The 21,781-nt window shown below is 49.0% G+C and carries 19 protein-coding genes; 10 read left to right on the plus strand and 9 right to left on the minus strand.

Annotated elements, in window-relative coordinates; translation table 11 throughout:
- Nucleotides 1-32 precede the first annotated feature (32 nt).
- The 4 genes from WJM45_RS04490 to WJM45_RS04505 form a co-directional block, all read right to left on the minus strand.
- A complete protein-coding gene (locus WJM45_RS04490; RefSeq protein ID WP_341327791.1) occupies nt 33-752 on the minus strand; it encodes an arginyltransferase in 720 nt (239 codons plus the stop codon).
- Nucleotides 740-1,432 (minus strand): leucyl/phenylalanyl-tRNA--protein transferase, encoded by a 693-nt coding sequence (aat, locus tag WJM45_RS04495; protein ID WP_341327792.1) that lies wholly within the window; start codon nt 1,430-1,432, stop codon nt 740-742. Before aat ends, WJM45_RS04490 begins: the two co-directional genes overlap by 13 nt.
- Nucleotides 1,433-1,734: 302 nt before the next feature.
- Complete coding sequence (gene trxB / locus WJM45_RS04500) at nt 1,735-2,688, minus strand: thioredoxin-disulfide reductase (protein WP_341327793.1); 954 nt, start codon at nt 2,686-2,688, stop codon at nt 1,735-1,737.
- A gap of 540 nt (nt 2,689-3,228) precedes the next feature.
- On the minus strand, nt 3,229-3,876 hold the full coding sequence (locus WJM45_RS04505) for a DUF2959 domain-containing protein (protein WP_341327794.1): 648 nt from the start codon (nt 3,874-3,876) through the stop codon (nt 3,229-3,231).
- A 154-nt stretch (nt 3,877-4,030) separates the two neighbouring features.
- Here WJM45_RS04505 and WJM45_RS04510 point away from each other — a divergent pair, with 154 nt between their 5' ends.
- The 4 genes from WJM45_RS04510 (at nt 4,031) to tusC (ending at nt 8,236) form a co-directional block, all read left to right on the plus strand.
- The gene (locus tag WJM45_RS04510) at nt 4,031-5,611 is read left to right on the plus strand and encodes a peptide chain release factor 3 (RefSeq protein WP_341327795.1); all 1,581 of its coding nucleotides are present in this window, start codon (nt 4,031-4,033) and stop codon (nt 5,609-5,611) included.
- A gap of 431 nt (nt 5,612-6,042) precedes the next feature.
- On the plus strand, nt 6,043-6,786 hold the full coding sequence (locus WJM45_RS04515; protein WP_341327796.1) for a hypothetical protein: 744 nt from the start codon (nt 6,043-6,045) through the stop codon (nt 6,784-6,786).
- A gap of 697 nt (nt 6,787-7,483) precedes the next feature.
- Nucleotides 7,484-7,873: a sulfurtransferase complex subunit TusD gene (gene tusD / locus WJM45_RS04520; protein WP_341327797.1), complete on the plus strand. Its 390-nt coding sequence runs from the start codon at nt 7,484-7,486 to the stop codon at nt 7,871-7,873.
- A gap of 3 nt (nt 7,874-7,876) precedes the next feature.
- Nucleotides 7,877-8,236 carry a sulfurtransferase complex subunit TusC gene (gene tusC / locus WJM45_RS04525; RefSeq protein ID WP_341327798.1) on the plus strand — a complete coding sequence of 120 codons (360 nt, stop codon included), beginning with the start codon at nt 7,877-7,879 and terminating at the stop codon, nt 8,234-8,236.
- Nucleotides 8,237-8,375: 139 nt separating this feature from the next.
- Here tusC and ettA read toward each other — a convergent pair whose 3' ends face one another.
- Nucleotides 8,376-10,040 (minus strand): energy-dependent translational throttle protein EttA, encoded by a 1,665-nt coding sequence (ettA, locus tag WJM45_RS04530; protein WP_341327799.1) that lies wholly within the window; start codon nt 10,038-10,040, stop codon nt 8,376-8,378.
- Between the two features lie 219 nt (nt 10,041-10,259).
- Nucleotides 10,260-10,733 (minus strand): SRPBCC family protein, encoded by a 474-nt coding sequence (locus WJM45_RS04535; RefSeq protein WP_341327800.1) that lies wholly within the window; start codon nt 10,731-10,733, stop codon nt 10,260-10,262.
- A gap of 137 nt (nt 10,734-10,870) precedes the next feature.
- Between WJM45_RS04535 and WJM45_RS04540 the strand changes: the two genes are divergently transcribed.
- The 5 genes from WJM45_RS04540 to fae all read left to right on the plus strand — a co-directional run bounded on the left by WJM45_RS04540 (nt 10,871) and on the right by fae (nt 16,133).
- Nucleotides 10,871-12,190 (plus strand): sensor histidine kinase, encoded by a 1,320-nt coding sequence (locus tag WJM45_RS04540; RefSeq protein ID WP_341327801.1) that lies wholly within the window; start codon nt 10,871-10,873, stop codon nt 12,188-12,190.
- A complete protein-coding gene (locus tag WJM45_RS04545) occupies nt 12,187-12,831 on the plus strand; it encodes a response regulator transcription factor (RefSeq protein WP_341327802.1) in 645 nt (214 codons plus the stop codon). Before WJM45_RS04540 ends, WJM45_RS04545 begins: the two co-directional genes overlap by 4 nt.
- A 503-nt stretch (nt 12,832-13,334) precedes the next feature.
- On the plus strand, nt 13,335-14,009 hold the full coding sequence (locus WJM45_RS04550) for a transaldolase family protein (RefSeq protein WP_341327803.1): 675 nt from the start codon (nt 13,335-13,337) through the stop codon (nt 14,007-14,009).
- Between the two features lie 417 nt (nt 14,010-14,426).
- Nucleotides 14,427-15,311, plus strand: a complete 885-nt coding sequence (locus WJM45_RS04555; protein WP_341327804.1) for a fructosamine kinase family protein — start codon at nt 14,427-14,429, stop codon at nt 15,309-15,311.
- A 312-nt stretch (nt 15,312-15,623) separates the two neighbouring features.
- On the plus strand, nt 15,624-16,133 hold the full coding sequence (gene fae / locus WJM45_RS04560) for a formaldehyde-activating enzyme (RefSeq protein WP_341327805.1): 510 nt from the start codon (nt 15,624-15,626) through the stop codon (nt 16,131-16,133).
- 170 nt (nt 16,134-16,303) lie between these two features.
- Here the strand turns inward: fae and WJM45_RS04565 are convergent, their stop codons facing one another.
- A complete protein-coding gene (locus WJM45_RS04565) occupies nt 16,304-16,858 on the minus strand; it encodes a hypothetical protein (protein WP_341327806.1) in 555 nt (184 codons plus the stop codon).
- Nucleotides 16,842-17,468, minus strand: a complete 627-nt coding sequence (locus WJM45_RS04570) for a hypothetical protein (protein ID WP_341327807.1) — start codon at nt 17,466-17,468, stop codon at nt 16,842-16,844. The genes WJM45_RS04565 and WJM45_RS04570 overlap by 17 nt, the downstream gene beginning before the upstream one ends.
- Nucleotides 17,469-17,577: 109 nt before the next feature.
- On the opposite strand from WJM45_RS04570, the gene WJM45_RS04575 reads away from it, so the two are divergent.
- Nucleotides 17,578-17,709: a hypothetical protein gene (locus WJM45_RS04575; RefSeq protein WP_341327808.1), complete on the plus strand. Its 132-nt coding sequence runs from the start codon at nt 17,578-17,580 to the stop codon at nt 17,707-17,709.
- A gap of 144 nt (nt 17,710-17,853) precedes the next feature.
- Here the strand turns inward: WJM45_RS04575 and WJM45_RS04580 are convergent, their stop codons facing one another.
- A complete protein-coding gene (locus WJM45_RS04580; protein ID WP_341327809.1) occupies nt 17,854-21,354 on the minus strand; it encodes a DUF748 domain-containing protein in 3,501 nt (1,166 codons plus the stop codon).
- Between the last annotated feature and the right edge of the window lie 427 nt (nt 21,355-21,781).

Here is a 21,781-nt window from a genome sequence, read left to right on the forward strand (position 1 = left end):
TTTTCATCTACGATGGTTATATCGCAAAATCCTCAGCGTCTTAAATCGAACGCCTGCCAAACATTATCGATCAACAATTCTATCGGTTGGTATTCGATCTTATAGGCCATTTTTTGGCAATCTTTGATCCAAAAACCCAGATAAAGCCAATCTAGCTTCAATTGCTTGGCCCATTTAATCTGCCAGAGCACGGCATACATGCCGGGGCTTAAATGCGAGAAGTCCGGGTCGAAAAAGGTATAGACCGCCGATAGCGCGTTATCAAGCCGGTCGACGGTTGCGACCGCGATCAATTGTTCGTCAATCAAAAATTCCACGAAAAAAGTATGGCACCAGTGGCTGGCCAAAAAATTTAAATATTCCTCCGGGCTGGATTTAGCCATGCTGCCGTCGCTATGGCGGCTGTTTTGATAGCGTAAATACAAATCGTAATGCGCTTGCTCGAATTGTGCCGGTTTAATGACGGTTTGCGTGTTTTGGTTTTTCTTTAAGCAGCGCTGTTGATTGCGTTTGGGTTTAAATTGGGCTATAGGAAGCCGGGCAGGGGTGCAGGCTTGACATTGCGGACAGCGTGGGGCGTATACATAATCGCCGCTACGGCGGAAGCCTCGCTCGAGCAAACGCGAATAGAATGCGTTGTTGAGTTCGAAAGAAGGATGCACGAATGCCGAGCAGGCAATCCTGTCGTCCAGATAACTGCACGAATGTTTCTCGGAAAGAAATAATGGTATCGTGGTCGTCAGTTTTGCCATGCGTCTGTCGAAGGTTTTGCCGGGCAATAGCGTTTAAGCAATTCGGAAAAGTCGGTACGGGCGATTTCCTCAGCGCCCAGGCTCAGCAAATGCTGAGTTTGAACTTGGCAGTCGACGAGTCGATAGCCCCATTGTTTTAATTGTCTGGCCAAGGTCACGAAGGCGACTTTGGATGCATCGGTTCGTTTGTGAAACATCGATTCGCCGAAAAAAACTTGACCGATCGCGACACCGTAAAGCCCGCCGACTAGTTCGCCATCGAACCAAGTTTCTACCGAATGAGCCAAGCCTTGATGATGTAAGTCTTGATAGGCTTGCATCATTTCATCGGTGATCCAGGTTCCTGAAGAAGCTTGGCGCGGCTCGGCGCAGCAGGCCATGATTTGGTCGAAGGCGCGGTCGAATGTAACGGTAAACAGTCCTTTACGTAAGGTTTTGGCAAGGCTTCGGGAAATATTAACCCGGTCCGGAAATAAAACCAATCTGGGATCGGGCGACCACCAAAGGATAGGCTCACCGGGGTTGTACCACGGAAATATTCCGTTTCGATAAGCATTAATCAGGCGTTCGGTAGATAAGCACCCGCCTAGCGCCAGTAAGCCGTTAGGTTCTTCGAGGGCTTTGTATAGCGGGGGGAACGGCTGATTCGGACGAAAGGGGTCGAGTACGGTCAATTGCATGGTTTTATGGCTTTATCGAATGATTGTCCTTAGGGTTCCGCCGGTTTTGCATTGTTCCCATGTTCTGCGTTCATCCTTATACATAAGTTGTAGGGTACGCTGCGCGTACCTTTTTGCCGTTAAGCGTCGAACCCTAAACCATAAGGTTTTGCGGTTAGCATTGGTGGGTTGCCATGGTACGCATAGCGTACCCTACGTAGCTCTAATGTGCCTCAAAAGCTTGCCATCCATGGCACTGGATTCCGACAGTTCATGGCGGAATGACGGGGCTCATTAATCGAAAGAAATTCAAGTGCGACGTATCACTCCATTTCATCCAAGTATTTCTCGGCATCCAACGCTGCCATGCAGCCTGCTCCGGCCGAAGTAATGGCTTGTTTGTAAACGGCATCCATTACATCGCCGGCCGCGAATACGCCCGGTACGCTGGTCGCCGTCGCGTTGCCTTGCAGGCCGGTTTTAACCTTGATGTAGCCGTGGTCCATCTCGAGCTGGCCTTGAAAAATGTCGGTATTGGGCGTGTGGCCGATCGCGATGAATACGCCATGCACATCCAATTCCTTGGTTTCTTCGCTCTTGGTACTTTTGATTCGGATACCGGTCACGCCCATATCGTCGCCGAGCACTTCGTCGAGCGTATGATCCCATTCGATCACGACATTGCCGTTTTTCGATTTTTCGATCAGTTTGTCGGATAGAATCTTTTCCGAACGGAATTTGTCGCGGCGATGCACGATCGTCACTTGCGAGGCGATGTTGGACAAGTATAACGCCTCTTCGACCGCAGTATTGCCGCCGCCGATCACTGCAACGGGTTTGTTTTTATAGAAGAAGCCGTCGCAGGTTGCACAGGCTGACACGCCTTTGCCTTTGAAGGCTTCTTCGGATTCCATGCCTAAATATTTCGCCGATGCGCCGGTGGCGATGATCAATGCGTCGCAGGTATAAACGCCGGAATCGCCGGTCAGTTTATAAGGACGCGCCGATAAGTCGGCAGTGTGGATATGGTCGAAAACGATTTCGGTGTTGAAGCGTTCGGCATGCCGGCGCATTCTTTCCATCAGGTCGGGACCTTGCAATCCTTCGACATCGCCGGGCCAGTTATCGACGTCGGTCGTCGTCGTCAATTGACCGCCTTGCTGCATCCCGGTGATCATGACCGGGTTGAGATTGGCGCGTGCCGCATAGACGGCTGCGGTATAACCGGCGGGGCCGGAACCCAAAATCAAAAGGCGGCAATGTTTGGTGTCGGTCATTAAAATGTCTCCTGCAATTGAGCTGTATCGAAAATAGTCCGATTATAACTGTCCGAATAACTTCTGTCTTTAATGCTAATCAAGAGCGTATTTGGTGAGATGAAGTTCAATGACTTATCATTTGGTTAGCAGTTAGCAGTTAGCAGTGAATAGTTAATAGTTAATAGTTAATAGTTAATGGTTAATGGTGAATGGTGAATGGTGAATGGGCGCTCATTCCCAAGCTCTTGCTTGGGAATGCAGTACGAGAAGCTCCAGCTTCTCGAAGCCGGTAAGCAAGAGCTTACGTGATCCTAGAAAAAGCTTTCACCATGAAGATCATGAATAATAGGAAGTTAATTCAATAGCTTATTAAGCGTTTGTATAGAACTTTCGCTCACCAAAAAGGTTAGCGAGAAGGATTTGGTAAGTTCTTGGAATCCTTCATGAACTTCATGTGCTTCATGGTTAAACTGCCGAATTCAGGGTGATGGGTTTTTCAAACCGGAGTTTGGGAAACAGCGGAGAGGATCTGAATACTTACCCGTGATGTATCGCCGGCTATTTACTTTCCATTGTCCTGATGAAGGCGTTCGCTTCGTTGATCGATTTTTCCATTGCGGTAATTAGCGCCGAGACGTCCGATTGTATCGACCCCAATTCGCCTTTGAGGGATGCGATGGCCTGCGCGTTAAGATTATGCTTTAAGTACAGCACTTGGTCCTTGAACACCGACAAGACAGGTTCGATTCGGGACTCGGCTTGTTTCATCGCATTGATAAGTTGCTGATAATGCACTTTCGTCGCATCGAGTTTTTGCTGGCTGTTTCGTTTCAGCGCGGCGCTGCTGTATTCTCCGATTTCCTGTTCCCACTCGCGGAATAGCGCAGCGGATACGTCCTCGATGTCGCTGATACGTTTGTTGACTTCTTGGGCTTTTTTTACGCTGGCTTCGTATTCGCCGTTAAGCTTTTTATAAGTGGATTCGAGATTGCCGCCTTTAAAGTCGGTCAATGCGGTAAATTGCTCCAGAGCAGATTTAAATTGTTCCTTGGTTTCCTCTTGCGTGTCACGGGCTTTCTCGACGCGGTGTACCATAACATCCCGCTTCGGAATGCCGATTTTTTCGAGGCCGCTGTAATACAGGCTCGAGCAGGCCGACAGACTCATGAATACCATAGCGGCGATCAAACGATGTAAAACTGTCATAACTATCTCCTTTAATGAGTTCTTTTTCGGTGTTTCATTTAAGGCTACCTCTACCGGCCAAGCCAACTTGGCGCCATTATATTGAAAATACAAAGGAATTGATAATACGGTATAATTTGTCGTTTTTATCCCATCTTTCATTTATTGAACATCCATGTCAGAGTTACTTTCAGAACTAAGCCGCAGACGTACTTTCGCGATTATTTCCCATCCCGACGCCGGTAAAACCACGATCACCGAAAAGCTATTGTTGTTCGGGGGTGCGATTCAGTTGGCCGGCTCCGTCAAGGGGCGCAAAGCGGCGCGTCATGCGACTTCGGACTGGATGGAAATGGAAAAAGAGCGGGGAATCTCGGTTACGACCTCGGTGATGCAGTTCGAACATAAAAACAGCATCATCAACTTACTCGATACGCCAGGGCACGAAGACTTTTCCGAGGATACCTATCGCACCTTGACTGCTGTCGATTCGGCGTTGATGGTAATCGACGTCGCGAAAGGCGTCGAGGACAGAACGATCAAGTTGATGGAGGTCTGTCGTCTCCGTACGACGCCGATTTTGACCTTCATTAACAAGCTGGACAGGGAAGGGCGTGAGCCGATCGAATTACTCGACGAAGTCGAAAGCGTCTTGCAAATCGAATGCGCGCCGATGACTTGGCCTATCGGCATGGGCAAACGCTTCAAAGGAGTTTACCATTTGTACAAGGACGAAATTCATTTGTTCAGTCCGCAGCACGCCGGCAAGATCGCTCAGGCCGAAGTGATTAAAGGACTCAATAATTACCACTTGGATGAACTACTGAAGGATCAGGCCGACGAATTACGCGAGGAAATCGAGCTGGTCAAAGGCGCGAGTCACGAGTTCGATATGGACAAATATCTGAAGGGCGAACAGACGCCGGTTTTTTTCGGCTCGGCGATCAACAACTTCGGTATTCTCGAATTGCTCGATGCGTTCGCCGAGTATGCGCCGGCACCTTTGCCGCGAGAGACCGAGCAGCGGGAAGTTCGTCCCGACGAAGATAAATTCACCGGTTTCGTTTTCAAGGTTCAAGCCAACATGGACCCTGCGCACCGCGACCGCATAGCGTTTTTACGCGTTTGTTCCGGCAAGTTCGACAAAGGCATGAAGATCTACCACGTTCGCACCGGCAAAAACGTTCAAGTCGCCAATGCGCTGACTTTCCAGGCCGACAGTCGTAAAAACGTCGAGGAAGCCTATCCGGGCGATATCATCGGCCTTCACAATCACGGCACGATACAGGTCGGCGACACGTTCACGCAGGGTGAAACGCTCAAATACGGCGGCATACCGTATTTCGCGCCGGAGCTTTTCAGGCGCGTCGTGCTGAAAGACCCGCTGCGTGCTAAGGCGCTGCAAAAAGGCCTGGTGCAATTGACCGAAGAAGGTGCGACGCAATTGTTCAAGCCGCTCAAGAACAACGATTTGATACTCGGTGCGGTCGGTGTGCTACAGTTCGATGTGACCGCGCACCGTCTGAAGACCGAATATAATGTCGAATGCGTCTACGACAATGCGCCGATTTCGACGGTGCGCTGGGTCAGTTCCGACAAGCCGGCCAAACTCGAGGAATTCAAGAAAAAAGCCTTCGAGAACCTCGCCGAAGACGGCGGCGGTTTCTTGGTTTACGTTGCCAGTAGCCGCGTCAATCTGCAATTGACCGAGGAACGTTGGCCGGATATTAAGTTTAGTGCGACGCGGGAGCTATGAATGCGATTTCAATTAATCATTTATACTTTCCGCACTTCAAATTTCGGTAGTGTCCGAGGAAGCGCCGGGGTGTTCGAGCCCTCCCTAACGCTAGCTGAGGGGCCAGCATGAAGCAGGTATAGAGCCTACATGGCCGTATTACGGCGTCCTTTGACGAGCACCCCAGCGCCGAATTTAGATCTACGATGGTTATTATAACTTGTTCTTTTTAACTCCATGTTTTGCCTTTTATTATGAAACGCCTTACATCAATTATTGGGATGCTTTTCGCTTTGGTAGGCTTCACCACGCCTGTTTATGCATGGGGGCCCGCCATACATGCCTACATAGGCGGAAGGTTGGGCGAAAAGGGTATTCTGGGGGTCAATGTGGTGTATGGTCAGATGGCGGGTGATGTCTTCAATTTAATGTATGACACACCCATAGAGCACATGCGACATCTTTATCACGTCACTCATGGATTGACCGAACAGGGTCTTGACACGGTTTTGCCGGTGCTCGACCTAGCCGAAACCAAACGAGAAAAAGCTGTTGCATTGGGTTTTGTGACTCATAACAACGTTAATGGCGCAGATGTTTTTGCTCATGGCAATCCTTATAACGATCCGGAGCGCTATGTTATCGCTAAAGCGCTTCAGTTGAATGAAGTCTTGGCGCCTAGGTTAGCGCTTTTGGGGGGTGGGATTGCCGATGAAGTGTTGCTTGAGGTTTCGCATGTTTTTGTGGAATTCGGCGCCGATTTATTGATTCGTCAATACGACCGTGCGATCGGGGGGCGGATGATTATAGCCGCTATTAGCCGGCATAGAGGGTTTCCGGATTTGTTGGTCAAGGCATATGCCGAAAATTTTGCCGATATGTTTGGCATTACGCATAATGAAGCGGCTTCGATTATTATTACCGAGGAAGCTAAATTTCGAAAATTGGCAATTAGGTACGGCATGATAATGCAGTACAGCAATCGTCGTAAGGCTCAAACGGAATTAGCAGGGTTGTTGGCTGAAATTGCTCCGCGCTTGATGGAAGGTTACGGATTAGACGTTCCTTCTGCCATGTTGTTGCCGATTATACAGTTTGGCATTGGGGAGGCTATTGAATTGTGTAAGGATGATTTGTTCCCTGAGGTCGAAAATACCATCGAGGCGATCAAGGCGATCGATTGGCATAACAGGTAATGGACATCAGGCAGCGTTTTACTCGCTTTCGCAAAAAAGACAGCGTTATCGGCAAAACTTAGGGCGGGGCAGGTTAGTTACTCCCTTTTGATCAAAAAACCGTCTAAGAATAAAAGGCATGTGGTGTGTCTATCGAGGACCGCCGTAAACCCATCCATGGGGGCTTGACGGCAGCTCCCTGCTGCCGACATCCTCGCTAGCCACACCCCATACCTTTATAAAGTTAGCTAATTTTTGAGTATAAAGGGAGTAATCCGTCCCGAACGTTTTGACTAGCTTTGGCCGCTGTCGAAACGTTTAGGACTGGGTTGCAAGCGACATCCTGCTAAGGATTTCGCTAAAAATAACTTTCTGGAGTGATGAGCTTTGTTGAGGATTCGGTAACTCGCCTGGCAGGACGCCGTGAACCCAGCACCTAAATCCAGCACCTAAATTCTATAGGTGTTTGGCAATGATTCAAAATCATGGCTTATTTAGGTGCTGGATGAATTATGCAAGATAGTTACCATAGCCAAAAAGCTATGGAATTTAGGTGCTGGGTGAATACGTCCTTGTAGGCTTGACGGCGGCTTTCCCTGCCGCCGACACCTGCCAATCGAGTTACCGAACCAACTAAAATAGGGAAGTTATTTATGCCCAAATTCTAAGCTCATTGCTCTCGGACGTTATTTTTCGCGAAATCCTTAGGACAAAATATATGAAATTCGCCATTCAAATCAATAGTGGCCCCACTGAATCAAGCGGCGCCTATTATGCTTACCGATTCGTTTGCTCAGTATTGGCCGAAGGGCACTCGGTATTTCGCATATTCTTTTATCAGGAAGGAATTTATCATGCCTTCAATTATGCAATGCCTCCAGCTGATGAGCTTAATTTTCCGAAACTGTGGAGTGCGTTGGCAAAACAATATGCAATCGATCTGGTAGTTTGCATTTCCGCTGCGCAAAGGCGTGGATTGCTTCATTCCGACGAAGCTAGTCAAGTCGGTAAACAGGATGATGATTTAGCTGGCGGTTTTCGGATTTCCGGTTTAGGGCAATGGGTCGAAGCTACCCTCGAAGCCGACCGTTGCATCGTATTCGGGTAGTTTATGCATAAGAAATTTCTGTTTGTCTTGCGTAAACCTCCTTTCACTGGTGTTTCGATGCAGGAGACATTGGATAGCGTATTGACGATCGCGGCATTCGATCAGTCGGTTAGTCTGTTGTTGCTGGACGACGGTGTATTTCAACTGAAGAAAAATCAGCAGCCGGAGCGTTTCGGCATGAAGGATACCGCGGCAGTATTTGGTGCGTTGGAGATTTACGATATTCACGACATCCGTACCGAAGTCGAGTCGTTGCAGGAGCGCGGCTTGAAGCCGGGGGATTTAAGTTTGCCGGTGCGGGAGATTTATCGCAAAGAAGTTGCCGCGTATATGAAGGAATTCGATGTGGTTTTTGCCGGCTAATTTTAGTATTCCAATGCAGGCAGAAATGCTCCAGCCGGATAGGTCGGGTTAGGCTAGGCCGTAACCCGACAATCGACGGACAAAATGTCGGGTTACGCTAGCACTAACCCGACCTACGCTACTATTTTCATCGGGTCGATTAAGTCAATTTTTTGTATTTGATCCTGTGCGGATTGTCGGCATCGGTGCCTAAACGGCGATGGCGGTCGGCTTCGTAGTCGGCGTAATTGCCTTCGAACCAGACCACTTGGCTGTCGCCTTCGAAGGCCAGCATGTGCGTCGCGATCCGGTCTAGGAACCACCTGTCATGCGAAATGACCACCGCGCAACCGGGGAAGGCCAGCAGCGCTTCTTCAAGTGCGCGCAGGGTTTCGACGTCGAGATCGTTAGTCGGTTCGTCGAGCAGCAAGACGTTGCCGCCGCTTTTCAATAGCTTGGCCAGATGTACGCGGTTGCGTTCGCCGCCGGACAAATCGCCGATGCGTTTTTGCTGGTCGCCGCCTTTGAAGTTGAAGCGACCGACATAGGCGCGTGATGGCGTTTCGTATTTACCTACCGTGATGATGTCGAGACCGTCAGAAATTTCTTCCCAAACCGTTTTGTTCGGGTCTAGGTTGTCGCGCATTTGATCGACATAGGCCAGTTGTACGGTTTGACCGATTGTCACGGTTCCGGAGTCGGGCTTTTCAAATCCGGCCATCATACGGAACAATGTTGTCTTACCTGCGCCGTTCGGTCCGATGATTCCGACAATCCCGCCCGGCGGAAGTTTGAAGCTCAAGTCGTTGATCAGTAATCTATCGTCGAAACCCTTGTTGATGTTATCGGCGTGAATCACGATATCGCCGAGGCGAGGGCCGGGTGGAATATAAATTTCTTGGGTTTCGTTACGTTTTTGCGCTTCTTGCGAAGACAGTTCTTCAAAGCGCGCCAAGCGAGCCTTGCTTTTCGCATGGCGGCCTTTCGGGTTGGAACGTACCCATTCCAATTCGGCCTTCATCGATTTCATTCGGGAAGATTCTTGGCGCTCTTCCAATTCCAGGCGTTTTTCTTTTTGTTCGAGCCAGCTCGAATAATTGCCTTCCCATGGAATGCCTTGTCCGCGATCCAGTTCCAGAATCCAACCGGCGACGTTGTCGAGGAAGTAACGGTCATGCGTGACCGCGACGACGGTTCCGGAGTAATCGTGTAGAAAGCGTTCCAGCCATGCGACCGATTCGGCATCTAAGTGGTTGGTCGGTTCGTCGAGCAGCAGCATGTCGGGGTTGGATAGCAACAGTCGGCATAATGCGACGCGGCGTTTTTCACCGCCCGATAGTTTCGTGACATCGGCATCCCAATCCGGCAGGCGAAGCGCATCGGCAGCGATTTCCAGCTTACGGTCCAATTCCCAAGCACCGGCTGCTTCGATTTTGTCTTGGAGTTCGGCTTGTTCGGCGAGTAGCGCGTCGAAGTCGGCGTCGGGATCGGCGAAAGCGTTGCTGACTTCGTCGAATCGGGTCAGTATCGCTTTGATTTCCGCTACGGCTTCCTCGACGTTTCCGCGCACGGTTTTGTTAGGGTCGAGTTGCGGTTCTTGCGGTAAGTAACCGATATGAATGCCTTTTTGCGGGATCGCTTCGCCTTCGATATCCTTGTCGATTCCGGCCATGATGCGTAATAGCGTCGATTTGCCCGAGCCGTTCAAGCCCAGCACCCCGATTTTGGCGCCCGGGAAGAAGGATAGCGAAATATCCTTTAGGATATATTTTTTGGGCGGGACAATTTTGCCTACCCGGTTCATTGAATATATGTATTGAGCCATTTTGTGATGGATTTCCGGTATGTGAGTGGAATGTAAGTATTCAGCCCCGCTGGCAAATTACTGCAATTCAGGTGTAATTGTTAGCCTCCCCCTTGAAAAAGGGGGATTGAAGGGATTTATTTAAATAATCTCCCCTAGCCCCTCTTTTTCAAAGAGGGTGGACTGAATACTTACGAAGGGACTGAACAATTACAATGGAATTGGTCGTTCCTTATTATTTCACGTTATCGATGAATTTTTAAGTGTCGTTAAATAGACTAATCCACGTTCGCCTTCCTTCATGACTTGTGCATGGTTCCATTCGAATATCGGCCGGCAAAGAAAGGCAAAGCGGTTCATCCACGGTTTGCAGGTTGCGACGTGCCAATCGAATTCGAGCCGAGTCGACTCGGCATTGCCCGAAACTCGGCAATGTCCCGATCCGACCAAGTCGCCTTGAACCTTCACCGCGAGGTAGCGATGCTCAATGGCGCGCGTAACGGTCAATTCAATGACTAATCGGTAGGGCAGACGTGTTTTCCAATAAATGCGCCGTTTATTATTGGGAATCTTCGATGCGCCGGACGAGATGTTTTCGACCGAATCAACATATCTCCACCAGTCCGGCCAAGTTTCGGGGCGAATCAAGTAGAGCCAGACCGTTTCGATCGGCGACGGAATAAGCCAGGTGGTGTTTAATGAAAAGTCGGTCATAATAACGCGCTCCACGCAATTGGAGTTAATGTCTGATGCAAGATGAATTCAGAATATACTGAAAAAATGAATTTTTCCTATAGTGTGGCGGGTTATACGTCTTGATAATGATATGTTTTAACCCAATTTCGGCCAAGATGAGCTTACGTTTCCAACTAATTATCAGAATTTTGTTTTTATTCGTCTGTATATTGATACTAGGCGGTTCGATCGCGATTTGGCGGGCTCGGGAGGCGGTCACTGAAGAAGTCGGCTCTTCTCTAAACCTGGCATTGCAATTGGTTAAATTCGGATTTTCGAAACCGGCCTCTGCAACCATGAAGGAGTCGGATTGGATTTATTGGCTTAGCGCTTTACGAGAAACACGCCATTTGGATATCCGCGTCCAGCAACCGACCGGTGAAACGATTCAAGTGACCCGTTCGCTGCACAGTGAAGACCGGCCCGACATGCCTCCGGGTTGGTTTGTAAGTTTGGTTACCGCCGATTATGCCGAAACGCACTATCCAATCGTGATGGCCGACGGCAAGGCATTGATGCTGATTATTCAGCCGAATCCGATGGATGAGACTGTCGAGGTTTGGCATGAAACGGTCGCTTTTTTTATTACCCTGTGCTTATTGATTATATTGATCTTTTTGGCGGTACACCAAACCTTGCATAAAACCCTGCGATTTATCGATACGATCGTCGACGGTCTCAGGCGTATCGAAACCGGACAGTATCGGGAAGTGTTGCCGAGGTTTTCGATTCAGGAATACGATAGTATCGCCGGGGCGATTAATCATATGGCCGGCGTACTCGATAAGACTCGTGAGGAAAATCGTGCCTTAACCAAGCATTCGTTAAAAATTCAGGAAGAGGAGCGCCGGCGTTTATCGCAGGAATTACATGACGAATTGGGTCAATCGTTGACGGCAATCAAGGTCATGGCGGTCACTGCTGCGCATGAAAAAGCCGATACCCGTCAAATTACAGAGTCGATCAGCCATATCTGCGATCATTTGATGGCTATCGTACGCTCGATGATGCATCAATTGCATCCTTTGATTTTGACCGAGTTAGGCTTGAAAGCCACGCTCGAAGATATGGTCAACCATTGGTCGGAAAGGAACCCTTGGCTGAATTTGACCATTGAGTGTCCGGACGAGTTGGATTCGCTTGATCAAAATGTTGCGATACAGATATTTCGTGTCATTCAGGAATGTTTGACCAACACAATCCGTCACGCCGAGGCTAAACACGTTAAAATAGTACTGGAAATTTTAGGCGAAAATCGTGATTGTTTGCATTTGGAGGTGGCCGATGACGGGCGCGGTTGCGATATCAATCGGATATCGTCAGGATTCGGGCTCAGAGGCATTCAAGAAAGGATTAAGTCGCTCGATGGCGAGCTGAGCGTCCGCTCGCAACCCGGTCAGGGCATGGCAGTTAGCGCAACGATACCTATTCTATGAAAAGTAAAATCAAAATTATTTTAGTCGACGATCATGCGGTTGTGCGCGCGGGGTTTCGAATGTTGCTCGGGACGCGAGATACGATCGAAATCGTTGCCGAGGCCGATCGAGGGGAGCAGGCGATTCAATTGATGCAGGAACATGCAGTCGATGTCGCCGTGATGGATCTATCGATGCCCGGCCTAGGCGGACTGGAGACGATACGGCGTATTTGTCAACGCGATAGTAAGGCTAAGATTTTGGTGTTTAGCGTGCATGATGAACAGGTCTATGTTAATCGAGCCATTGCGGCCGGAGCCAAAGGCTATATCAGTAAAAACAGTGCGGCGGCCAATCTTGCGATGGCAATAGAGCATATCGCAAATGGCGAAATTTACATCGAAGATGGTCTACTCAAGGATCAAACCGGAAAGTCGGATGTGATGGATTACCATGCAATTATCGAGGCGTTTTCGGCCCGGGAATTCGATGTATTCCGCTTACTTGCGAAAGGCATGACGGTACACAAAGTTTCCGAAGAGCTTTGTTTGGGCTACAAAACGGTCGCCAATTACGGCACGCAAATTAGAAATAAGCTCAAAGTTTCGACGCTGGCGGAACTAGCGCACATCGCGGTGATTTTGGGCTTGATGAAAAATTGAATGGCTTGAGTTTTCCCGTTCCCACCGCTCCAGCTAGGGGCAGGATGTTCTGTGGGAGCGATCCCCTGATCGCGATTTCGAAGTCGGGGCGTTAGATAACAATAAATGCTATCGAAGTCACATTAGCTAAGAAGACAAGACGCTATTTACGATTTTCTCGTTCCCACCGCTTCAGCGTTGGAATGCATACTGATCTTGCCTCGACAGCCAAGGCGTAGGTTTTCGTTCCTTTCCAAGCAAGAGAGGCTGTGCAAGTATTCAATATAACGAACTAACCATGAAGTGACATAAAGAATTAGGTCGTTGCTTTTTTCTTCATTGCCTTCATGTTCTTCATGGTGAATATGTTTTTATGGTATTCGCCAATACTTTCACAGTCTCCAGAGCTTGGGAAACAGCAGGGGAACAATGAATCAACCCCAATCCGCAAAGCTGAGCTATTTGTGTGCAATTTAATTTAACGACTGCCGAGCAGTCATTTTTTCAACCCGATTTTTTAATTTATGTTCGAACTTTATCTCGATAGCGCCGATACCGCGCAAATAGCCCGTTTCCATGACTGCTTGCCAGTCAAGGGCGTGACGACTAATCCATCGATCCTTGCCACGTCCGGGGTCGGTTTAAATCAATTATTATTGAATTTGGCCGAATTGATCGGTCCCGAAGCTCGTTATCATGTTCAGGTCGTTAGTTCGACTGTCAACGGCATGGTCGAGGAAGCGAAACGCTTACAGGATTTACCTTACGACATTGTAGTGAAAGTGCCGGCCAATGAAACCGGATTAGCCGCAATCAAAAAAATCAAAGCCGATGAGATAGCGGTTCTGGCCACGGCTATCTATAGCGTTCAGCAAGGCTTTTTAGCGGCCCTGTGCGGAGCGGATTATCTGGCGCCCTATGTCAATAGAATCGATGCGATGGGCGAGAATGGGCCGCAAGTGGTTGCCGATTTACAAAATTTGCTCGATCGCCAAAAATTGTCGTGTAAATTGTTGCCGGCTAGTTTCAAGAACACTCGGCAAGTACTCGATGTGTTAACTGCGGGGGTGAGCGCTATTACTCTGCCGATCGAGATTGCCGAACAAATGCTGGGGCATCCGGCGGTGAATCCCGCAGTCGCGCAATTCGATTTGGATTGGTGCAATGTGTTTGGTAATCAGTTGTCGTTTGAAAGTTGACGCATGAATCCGGCGTTATGCGCGCGCTTCTCTATTTTCTTTTTCATGGGCGTACGGGGGGGGGTACAAATCATAGGCATCAAGCAAAGAACCGCTAAACCGTTTCCGCTCCTCCCTACATTAACGATCAAACTTTTGGCGCTGTAGTGCCGTAGGGTGGGTAGCAGCGAAGCGGAGACTCATCGCTTTGTTTGAGCGCAGGTACGGTTTTAATAACGCAGCCATTAACCAACCCGCGATTTGTTACAATGGCTGTCATGACTTTCCATGATGGGTTTCGCTCCGCTCTACCCATCCTACCTTAGCAGCCTATCAAACTTTCAGCGCCTTAGGATGGGTTAAATAACCCGTTCCGCAGAGGCGTTGCGATCGGTAACATCTTTGGTTCTGCAATTCAATCAAATCGGAGAGACGACAATGACGATGAATTGGCAAGCAATCGCCGAGCAAATCGAACAGGCGACCGGGCGGCCTTTTTCGGTAACGGAAGCCCGACCGGTCGGCGGCGGCGATATCAATGAAGCTTACCGTTTGAGGAGTGAAGAACGAACTTATTTTGTAAAATTGAATCGTCCGGCTTCGTTCGATATGTTCGAGGCCGAAGCCGAAGGCTTAAGAGAAATAGCCGGCACGCGGACGATAAGGGTGCCCGAACCGGTCGTGTGCGGGCAAACCGAGCACCGGTCGTTTTTGGTTTTAGAACATATCAAGTTCGCTTCTTCGAATTCTCGTTCCGAGCGCCAATTAGGGCGGCAATTAGCGTTACTGCATGGTGCGGAGCGGCCTTATTTCGGATGGCATCGAGACAATACGATCGGGAGTACGCTACAACCGAACGGCCGTTATGACGATTGGCCGGGTTTTTGGCGCGAGCAGCGTTTAGGCTTTCAGTTACGATTGGCGGAGCAAAACGGTTATCGAGGCCGTTTGCAAAGCCAAGGAGAGCGGTTATTGGCGGATATGGATGCCTTGTTCGACGATTACCAACCGAAACCGTCTTTGTTGCATGGCGACTTATGGGGCGGCAATGCCGCTGTCGAAACCGGCGGGGCGCCGGTAATTTTCGATCCGGCCTGTTATTACGGGGACAGCGAAGCAGACTTGGCGATGACCGAGCTTTTCGGCGGGTTTAGCCGGGATTTTTATGCGGCTTATCATGAGGTTTTGCCGGAAGATCCGGGTTATAGGGTTCGAAAGACTTTTTATAATCTTTATCATATTTTGAATCATCTTAATTTGTTCGGTTCAGGTTACCTGAGCCGTGCCGAAGCGATGATCGAGCAAATGTTGGCTGAAGTTTAAGGCAAAGCAGGCCGAAGTCTTTGTGGTGTGTTGAATACCCTGCCTCGCTCGGAAATACCGGCAATCGATGCCGGTTTGATAACGATTAGGGCGAAGCCCGTATGCAACGCCAGCGGAATACGGGGAATTCGTGGCCTCGCCCATCCCGGATTGCGCTGCGCTCCCTCCGGGCTACGGTGCTAAAAATTCCATGAAAGGTGTCTGAAAGGAATCGGAATTACAATGCCTCACGACTTAAGCGGAATGTGCCGCATTAGGTTTCAGTTTAATTTTCAAACTCTGTTCATCTTTATTTTTAAGGAGTCAACAAGCATGGCAAAAATCAGTAATTTACGCGTAGGCGAATCATTAGTTGGCGACGGCAACGAAGTCGCACACATCGATCTGATTATCGGCCCACGCGGTTCGGCTGCCGAAACCGCTTTCGCAAACTGCCTGACAAACAACAAAGACGGTTTCTCCAGCTTGCTTGCTGTTGTTGCCCCTAACTTGATGGTAAAACCTGCGACCGTAATGTTCAATAAGGTCACGATCAAAGGTTCCAAGCAAGCCGTCCAAATGTTCGGACCCGCTCAGCGCGGCGTGGCGATGGCGGTTGCTGATTCGGTCGAAAGCGGCATTATTCCTGCCGACGAAGCCGACAATCTGTTTATTTCGGTAGGTGTTTTTATCCACTGGATGGCTGAAGACGACGCCAAAATTCAACAATACAACTACGAAGCGACTAAAGAAGCAATCGAGCGTGCCGTTGCCGGTTCTCCAACCGCTCAGGAAGTCGTGGCCGGCAAAGCGACTGCAACGCATCCATTTGCGGCGAATTAAGGAATAAGTTGACCGTTTCCGGTCGGGATGACTGGACAAATCGGCAGGATAGCCGGTTTGCATTGACTCGAAGGATAATGCATAAGGAAGGGCATAGTAAGTTCGACGCCATGGACGGCCCCCCTCTCCCATTCAAACAATAAAAAACGAGAACTATTCGATATTCAGTTTTAGTGTTTCGGTAATGTAATCCCGCCTTCCTCGACGATTAGCGCTTTTTTCAACATGTCGCTGGCCGACGGGTATTTTTCGTAAATGTCTCCGATCGTTTTGTAGTAAGCAATCGTATCGAATGGCTGCTTGGCTTGCTGTTCGGTGATGTCTGCCAGTATGGCGCCGAATTCCGGCGTTGTGGTAACGACGCGCAAGCCTTTGACGATGCTTGTAGCCGAATCGACCAATACCAGATTGAATGGCAGATAGCCGGGGCCGGTTGCGACAGTTTCATCGCCGGCTAAGTGAATTGTGAAAGCTAGGTCCGACCATTCCAGAAAATTATCGATCTTAAACAAAAAAAACAGCGCATCGTTCTCGGTAAAAAGTCCGAACGAACACGAGCCATTCAAAAAGGCATCGATTTGTTGTCGATTCAGCGAAAAATTAAAGGTCAGCACCGGGGTGCCGTTGACCAGAATTACGCTCATGCCTTCGTCAGGCAAATTGTGATCGAATCGTTCGCCGACCGTTAATTTCATAATATCCGACATATCAGGATTGCCGAGCATGCGTGTAGAGGTTATTGAATAGGCGGATTGCAACCAGAATCAGCGCTTGCGTGATTTGTGTGGCAGGTACCCGGCTTGGGTTTTCCGAGGCATAATCATCGACTGCTGCGTTCATAAATGCAATGAGCCCGGATTGCGGAGTTTCATCGTGTGTTCTTGAAATCATTCTTTGTTGCAACGAGTTCCGGATTTTTTCGTCCATGTCTTGATTTTTCTTCACGGCTTGCAATTCGGTATCGAGTAGCATCGCTTGTTTTTGAAGCCAATCGATATCGAGTTCGTTTTGCGCGGGCAGTGGGCCGAAGGCTTTTTGAAATACGCAGAGCAAGTCGAAGCACAAATCCATGAATAAATGCGCCATGTCTTGATTCTGCTCGGCAATGATGCCGGGAAAAATACCGAACAGCATCTGCGCGAGCATCGTCTGGTCGGTTTGGAAGTCGGCCATGATTTTTCTGCCGGTTGTCTCGTCGATGCTTTTGGCGTATTCGAGGGCTTTATAAAGCTCTCGGTCTGTCAGTGCTTGCATGATTTTTTCCGATAATGAAGTTAGTTGTGGAATGATATCATTTTGATGCAAGGCAATAAAAATGCGCAGAGTTCTAGGCATTTATTCGGCGCTAAATCTTACTGTGAAAGTTCATAGATTTAGACCAATTATCTAATTTTTCGATATACAAATCTCCGTTCTGGCAATTCCGGTTCTGAAGAGGGTGCGGTTGCTCGATCGACAGGCGTCGGCGGCAGGGCAGATTTTTGCTCCTGCAAAATCTGCATTCACGCCGTCCTTGGCTTTCGAGCCGCCGTCGAGCCTACATGGACGTATTCACGGCGTCCTGTCGGGCGAGTGACCGCACCCTCCCCACCAGAGAACTTTCATTTGCCAGGGCGATGGCTAGGCCTTCATGAACGTTACTTAGGATTTCTGACAAATAAACCTAAAAAGAGCAGTTGACGCGTTTTTTCCTTTGTAGGGCGGACTATTTCTCGTTCGCTTACCGCGTACCCAAACTCAGCGTCGCAGTGATGCCTGGCTCTTTCCTAACCGGATTCAGTTCTGTCGCGAGTAGGAATATCCGGTTTCCGGGGATACCGCCTTCGGCAATCAGGTAGTTTTGTATTGCTCCGGCTCGGCGTACTGCTAAGTCGTTTAGTCGTTGTTGATCGGGTTCCAAGGTCGCCTCGAGCGTTTTCCGAGCGATCTCATAAAAGTCGCCTTGTTCGGGATTTTTCAATCTTGGTCTGCCGAAGAGCGTGTAGTCGGCCAGCATCGGAAATTTCTCGATGAAGAGTTGTGCCAGCAAACGCTGTTCTTCGTCTTCGGATAGCGTGACATATTCCGCGCGGATTCTTCTACCTTCCGCTCTGAGTTCTTTCGCTCTCATCGATTTCAGTTGATCGTTAAGCGCTTCCGAGCGCAACGCCGGCCAGTCCAGAGCCTCGAAAGCGGCGCCTTTGATTTCCAATCTGAGAGCCAGTCTGTCTTTCAATGCCTTAGCCAATGCGTCGAGCTTGGCTTTTTCGGCCTCTGCGATTTTGGTGCTGCCCGGTTCGAAAGTGATAGCGCTTAAATCCTGTTCCGCGTCGAACATTGATGCGATGGCTCTGAATGGTGATGTGGCGATGTTTCTTATCAGGTTGCCGAGCGCTCTCATCACTAACGAGCCGACGCTGAATTCCGGATCGTCGAGACTTCCGGTAATAGGTAAGTCGATATTGATTTGCCCTTTGGAGTCTTTCAGTAATGCAATCGCTAAATTTAACGGTAGCGATACCGCATCGGGGTTTTCGACTCTCTCGCCGAGCGTGAATTGATCGATGAACAGATTGTTCTGTGCGTTGAGTTTGCCTTGGTCGATCGTGTATTTGAGATCCAGCGACATTTGACCTCTTTCGATTTTATAACCGGCAAATTGAGCCATGTAGGGCGTGACCAGCGGCAACGGCATGTCCTTGAAATTAAGTTCGATCGCTGAATCGCCGCTGTCCATTTGATAATTGCCGGCAATGCCGACACTGGCCAAATTATAAACCTTGCCTTGCAGCGACAGATCGGCGGTAGCGCCGGGCTGGGACGAAATGCCGGACAAGACGCCTTCAAGATTATTCATTTGCGTGACGAAAGGCAGTATCAGCGAGTAGTCGGCAAAATCGGACAAGCCTCTTTTGACTTCGATTCGGCCGATATGGTAATGGATTGGGCTATCGGATTCGGTTTCGGGCTGTTCGGTCTCCGGTGTTTCGGTCGCTAAGACGATATCGTTGAAGTTCGTCGTTCCGTCTTTTTTGATCAATACGCGAATGTAAGGCCGGTCGAAGCGGATGTCTTCAAAAATGAACCGGTTAGCCGCTAGGTCAATCGAAATACTGCCGAGATCAAGCTTACGCCATTTGACGAAATCCCGGCGTTGAACTTGATCGCGAGTTAACAGCCTGTCTATATGAGCATCACCTTGAAATTTCAAGTCCAGCTCGTCCTGTTCATTGATTGCCAATAAAGCCTGACCTTGAGCGGAAAAATCGCCTTCTATGAGGTCCAAACGAACATGACTTTCCAAGTAGGGTTGGAAAGTTTTTAGCGCGATCGCATCGACTTTGAGTTCGAGGTCGGCCCATAGCGGGGTAGGGGCTAATCGACCTTCGATGTTGATCGAGCCGGTTTCATTGACTTTCGTGTGTAAACGAACCGGTGATTTTTGATCGGTTTGATCCGTTAAGTGCTCGATGCCGACGGTCAGATCGGACAAGGTGATCGGAGCCGGTGTTTTTTGAGTTTTGTCGGTAAACGCTATTTGATAGCCGTCGATAGTGAACGAGTCGAGCACGAATTGCCAGGGTTTACTATCGGATGTCGGTAGCGAATCGTTTTTTTCGGTGCTTTCGTCACCGAATAGAGCTAGATAGTTGAATTGACCGTCCGGGTTGAGCCAGGCTTTCAGCTTCGCGCCTTTCGATGTCAGCGACGCGATATGGATGCGCTGTTTAGCGGTATCGGTCTTGATGCCGCTAGCTGCTAGTGCCGGAATGTTGATGAGTTCGCTATCTTGCCCGTTAGCCCCGAATTGGAGTTCGCTCAGATCTATTTTGCCTTTTTCGATTTGGATGGCCATGTCAGGGGTCACTGTCACATCGGCTGCAATCGTTAAACGACTCAATTCGGCTTCGAGCAGTTCGGTATGCGGCTTGAAGGCCATTTTTAGTTTGTTGAGATCGAATCGGCTTTGATCTATGCTCAGTTTGAGACCTTGTTCATTGCTTTCGGCTGTATAGACGGCATCGAAAGCCATTTTATGCGCCGATAGTTCAGGGATGTCGGCGGAAGGCTTGGAAGGTTTCAGGATGAATGTGTCGAGTGCCAGTTTAGCGGTATCGGTGTTGACTTTTAATTCGCCATTGGCTGTTGCCAGACTGAAGTTGGCGCCTAATCCGACGGATTTAACGCTAATATCGGTTCTTTGTCCCTGTTCCGTGGGGATATTTAGGCTGAGGTTGCCCACATTGAGTTGGTTTGGCGTCGTAGTCTTGAGCGTTATCTCGTCATTGGACATCGTCAGTTCGTAATTGGCATCGAACTTGAGTGATTTAGCCTCGATATCGGAGTCTTGGCCGGGTTCTGCGGCGATTTTGAGTTTGAGATTATCGGCGCCGAACCGGATGGGTTTGATTGCTGCGGTTATGCCGTCCTCTTCGGTATTCAACGTATAGTCGACCGAAAGATTCAGTTCGCCGTCGTCGACTTTGATATCGCCGATTTCCTGTAAAAAAAGCTGTCCGATTCGAGTTAATCCGACTTTTTCCAGTTTAATCGAGCCTTGCGATTGTAGGGGCTTAAGTGTGATCGAGCCTTGCCAATCGAGCGTGGTACTCGAGTCCGAAATAAAAGAAAATTGCAGCGGGGCAGGTTCGGAATCGACCGAATTGAGTTCGCTCAACGATAGGTTAATCGAGCCGAAAGTTTCTTTTTGCGGTTCGGCCAGTTGAAGATCGTCCCAAAGGACAGATCCTTCCAAAACGGCTAGGCCGCGGAGTCGGAACGCAAATATTCCGGTATCTTCTTCGATAGGTTGTGCTTCCGGGTCCGCTTCGGTCAAATCGGCGAAATTGAATATGCCTTCAGAGTCTTTGGCGATTCTGACGAAGGGTTCGGTCAAGGAAACTTTCTCGATGATAGGCTTAAAATGCGTAATTGAATCGAAGCCAGCGATATCGATATAAAGGTCTTTGAATGACGCGAATGTTTGTCCGTCGGTTTCTTTTAATTCGAAGCCGTTGACAGCCATTTCCAGCGTGAATGGATTGATCGATAGTTTTTCGACAACAGCCTCGCGTCCGATTTCCTGGTGGATGACTTTAGGGAGTTGCTTTTTCAGAACGGCCGGCACGATCCAAAAGCCGGCGAGGGCATACAATGCAAACAAGATCGAAAGGACTGCAATAGTTTTGGTTCGGTTTCGTAATCCATTTTGTATCCGTTCTAATAAAACAGCGGTATTCATTCGGCCTCCGCGTCGCCATGAAAAATTTAGTGGTTATCGTTATTTTATACTCCAAAAGAGGATTGGGGGGAGAATTGTGGCGGCTAGTTTGCAGCGAGCGGTGAGTAGGCAAAGGTGAAAGGTGAAAGGTGAAAGGTGAAAGGTGAAAGGTGAAAGGTGAAAGGTGAAAGGTGAAAGGTGAAAGGTGAAAGGTGAAAGGTGAAAGGTGAAAGGTGAAAGGTGAAAGGTGAAAGGTGAAAGGTGAAAGGTGAAAGGTGAAAGGTGAAAGGTGAAAGGTGAAAGGTGAAAGGTGAAAGGTGAAAGGTGAAAGGTGAAAGGTGAAAGGTGAAAGGTGAAAGGTGAAAGGTGAAAGGTGAAAGGTGAAAGGTGAAAGGTGAAAGGTGAAAGGTGAAAGGTGAAAGGTGAAAGGTGAAAGGTGAAATCGGCG

The organism is Methylotuvimicrobium sp. KM2, assembly GCF_038051925.1.
Classification (GTDB): domain Bacteria; phylum Pseudomonadota; class Gammaproteobacteria; order Methylococcales; family Methylomonadaceae; genus Methylotuvimicrobium.

Coding starts and splice junctions, on each gene's coding strand:
- WJM45_RS04505 (WP_341327794.1), bottom strand. CDS start 3,876: ATGACAGTTTTACATCGTTTGATCGCCGCTATGGTATTCATGAGTCTG.
- WJM45_RS04580 (WP_341327809.1), bottom strand. CDS start 21,354: ATGAATACCGCTGTTTTATTAGAACGGATACAAAATGGATTACGAAAC.
- ettA (WP_341327799.1), bottom strand. CDS start 10,040: ATGGCTCAATACATATATTCAATGAACCGGGTAGGCAAAATTGTCCCG.
- trxB (WP_341327793.1), bottom strand. CDS start 2,688: ATGACCGACACCAAACATTGCCGCCTTTTGATTTTGGGTTCCGGCCCC.
- WJM45_RS04540 (WP_341327801.1), top strand. CDS start 10,871: ATGAGCTTACGTTTCCAACTAATTATCAGAATTTTGTTTTTATTCGTC.
- fae (WP_341327805.1), top strand. CDS start 15,624: ATGGCAAAAATCAGTAATTTACGCGTAGGCGAATCATTAGTTGGCGAC.
- WJM45_RS04565 (WP_341327806.1), bottom strand. CDS start 16,858: ATGCTCGGCAATCCTGATATGTCGGATATTATGAAATTAACGGTCGGC.
- tusC (WP_341327798.1), top strand. CDS start 7,877: ATGCATAAGAAATTTCTGTTTGTCTTGCGTAAACCTCCTTTCACTGGT.
- WJM45_RS04490 (WP_341327791.1), bottom strand. CDS start 752: ATGGCAAAACTGACGACCACGATACCATTATTTCTTTCCGAGAAACAT.
- WJM45_RS04555 (WP_341327804.1), top strand. CDS start 14,427: ATGACGATGAATTGGCAAGCAATCGCCGAGCAAATCGAACAGGCGACC.
- WJM45_RS04510 (WP_341327795.1), top strand. CDS start 4,031: ATGTCAGAGTTACTTTCAGAACTAAGCCGCAGACGTACTTTCGCGATT.
- WJM45_RS04515 (WP_341327796.1), top strand. CDS start 6,043: ATGCGACATCTTTATCACGTCACTCATGGATTGACCGAACAGGGTCTT.
- WJM45_RS04545 (WP_341327802.1), top strand. CDS start 12,187: ATGAAAAGTAAAATCAAAATTATTTTAGTCGACGATCATGCGGTTGTG.
- aat (WP_341327792.1), bottom strand. CDS start 1,432: ATGCAATTGACCGTACTCGACCCCTTTCGTCCGAATCAGCCGTTCCCC.
- WJM45_RS04535 (WP_341327800.1), bottom strand. CDS start 10,733: ATGACCGACTTTTCATTAAACACCACCTGGCTTATTCCGTCGCCGATC.
- tusD (WP_341327797.1), top strand. CDS start 7,484: ATGAAATTCGCCATTCAAATCAATAGTGGCCCCACTGAATCAAGCGGC.
- WJM45_RS04570 (WP_341327807.1), bottom strand. CDS start 17,468: ATGCCTAGAACTCTGCGCATTTTTATTGCCTTGCATCAAAATGATATC.
- WJM45_RS04550 (WP_341327803.1), top strand. CDS start 13,335: ATGTTCGAACTTTATCTCGATAGCGCCGATACCGCGCAAATAGCCCGT.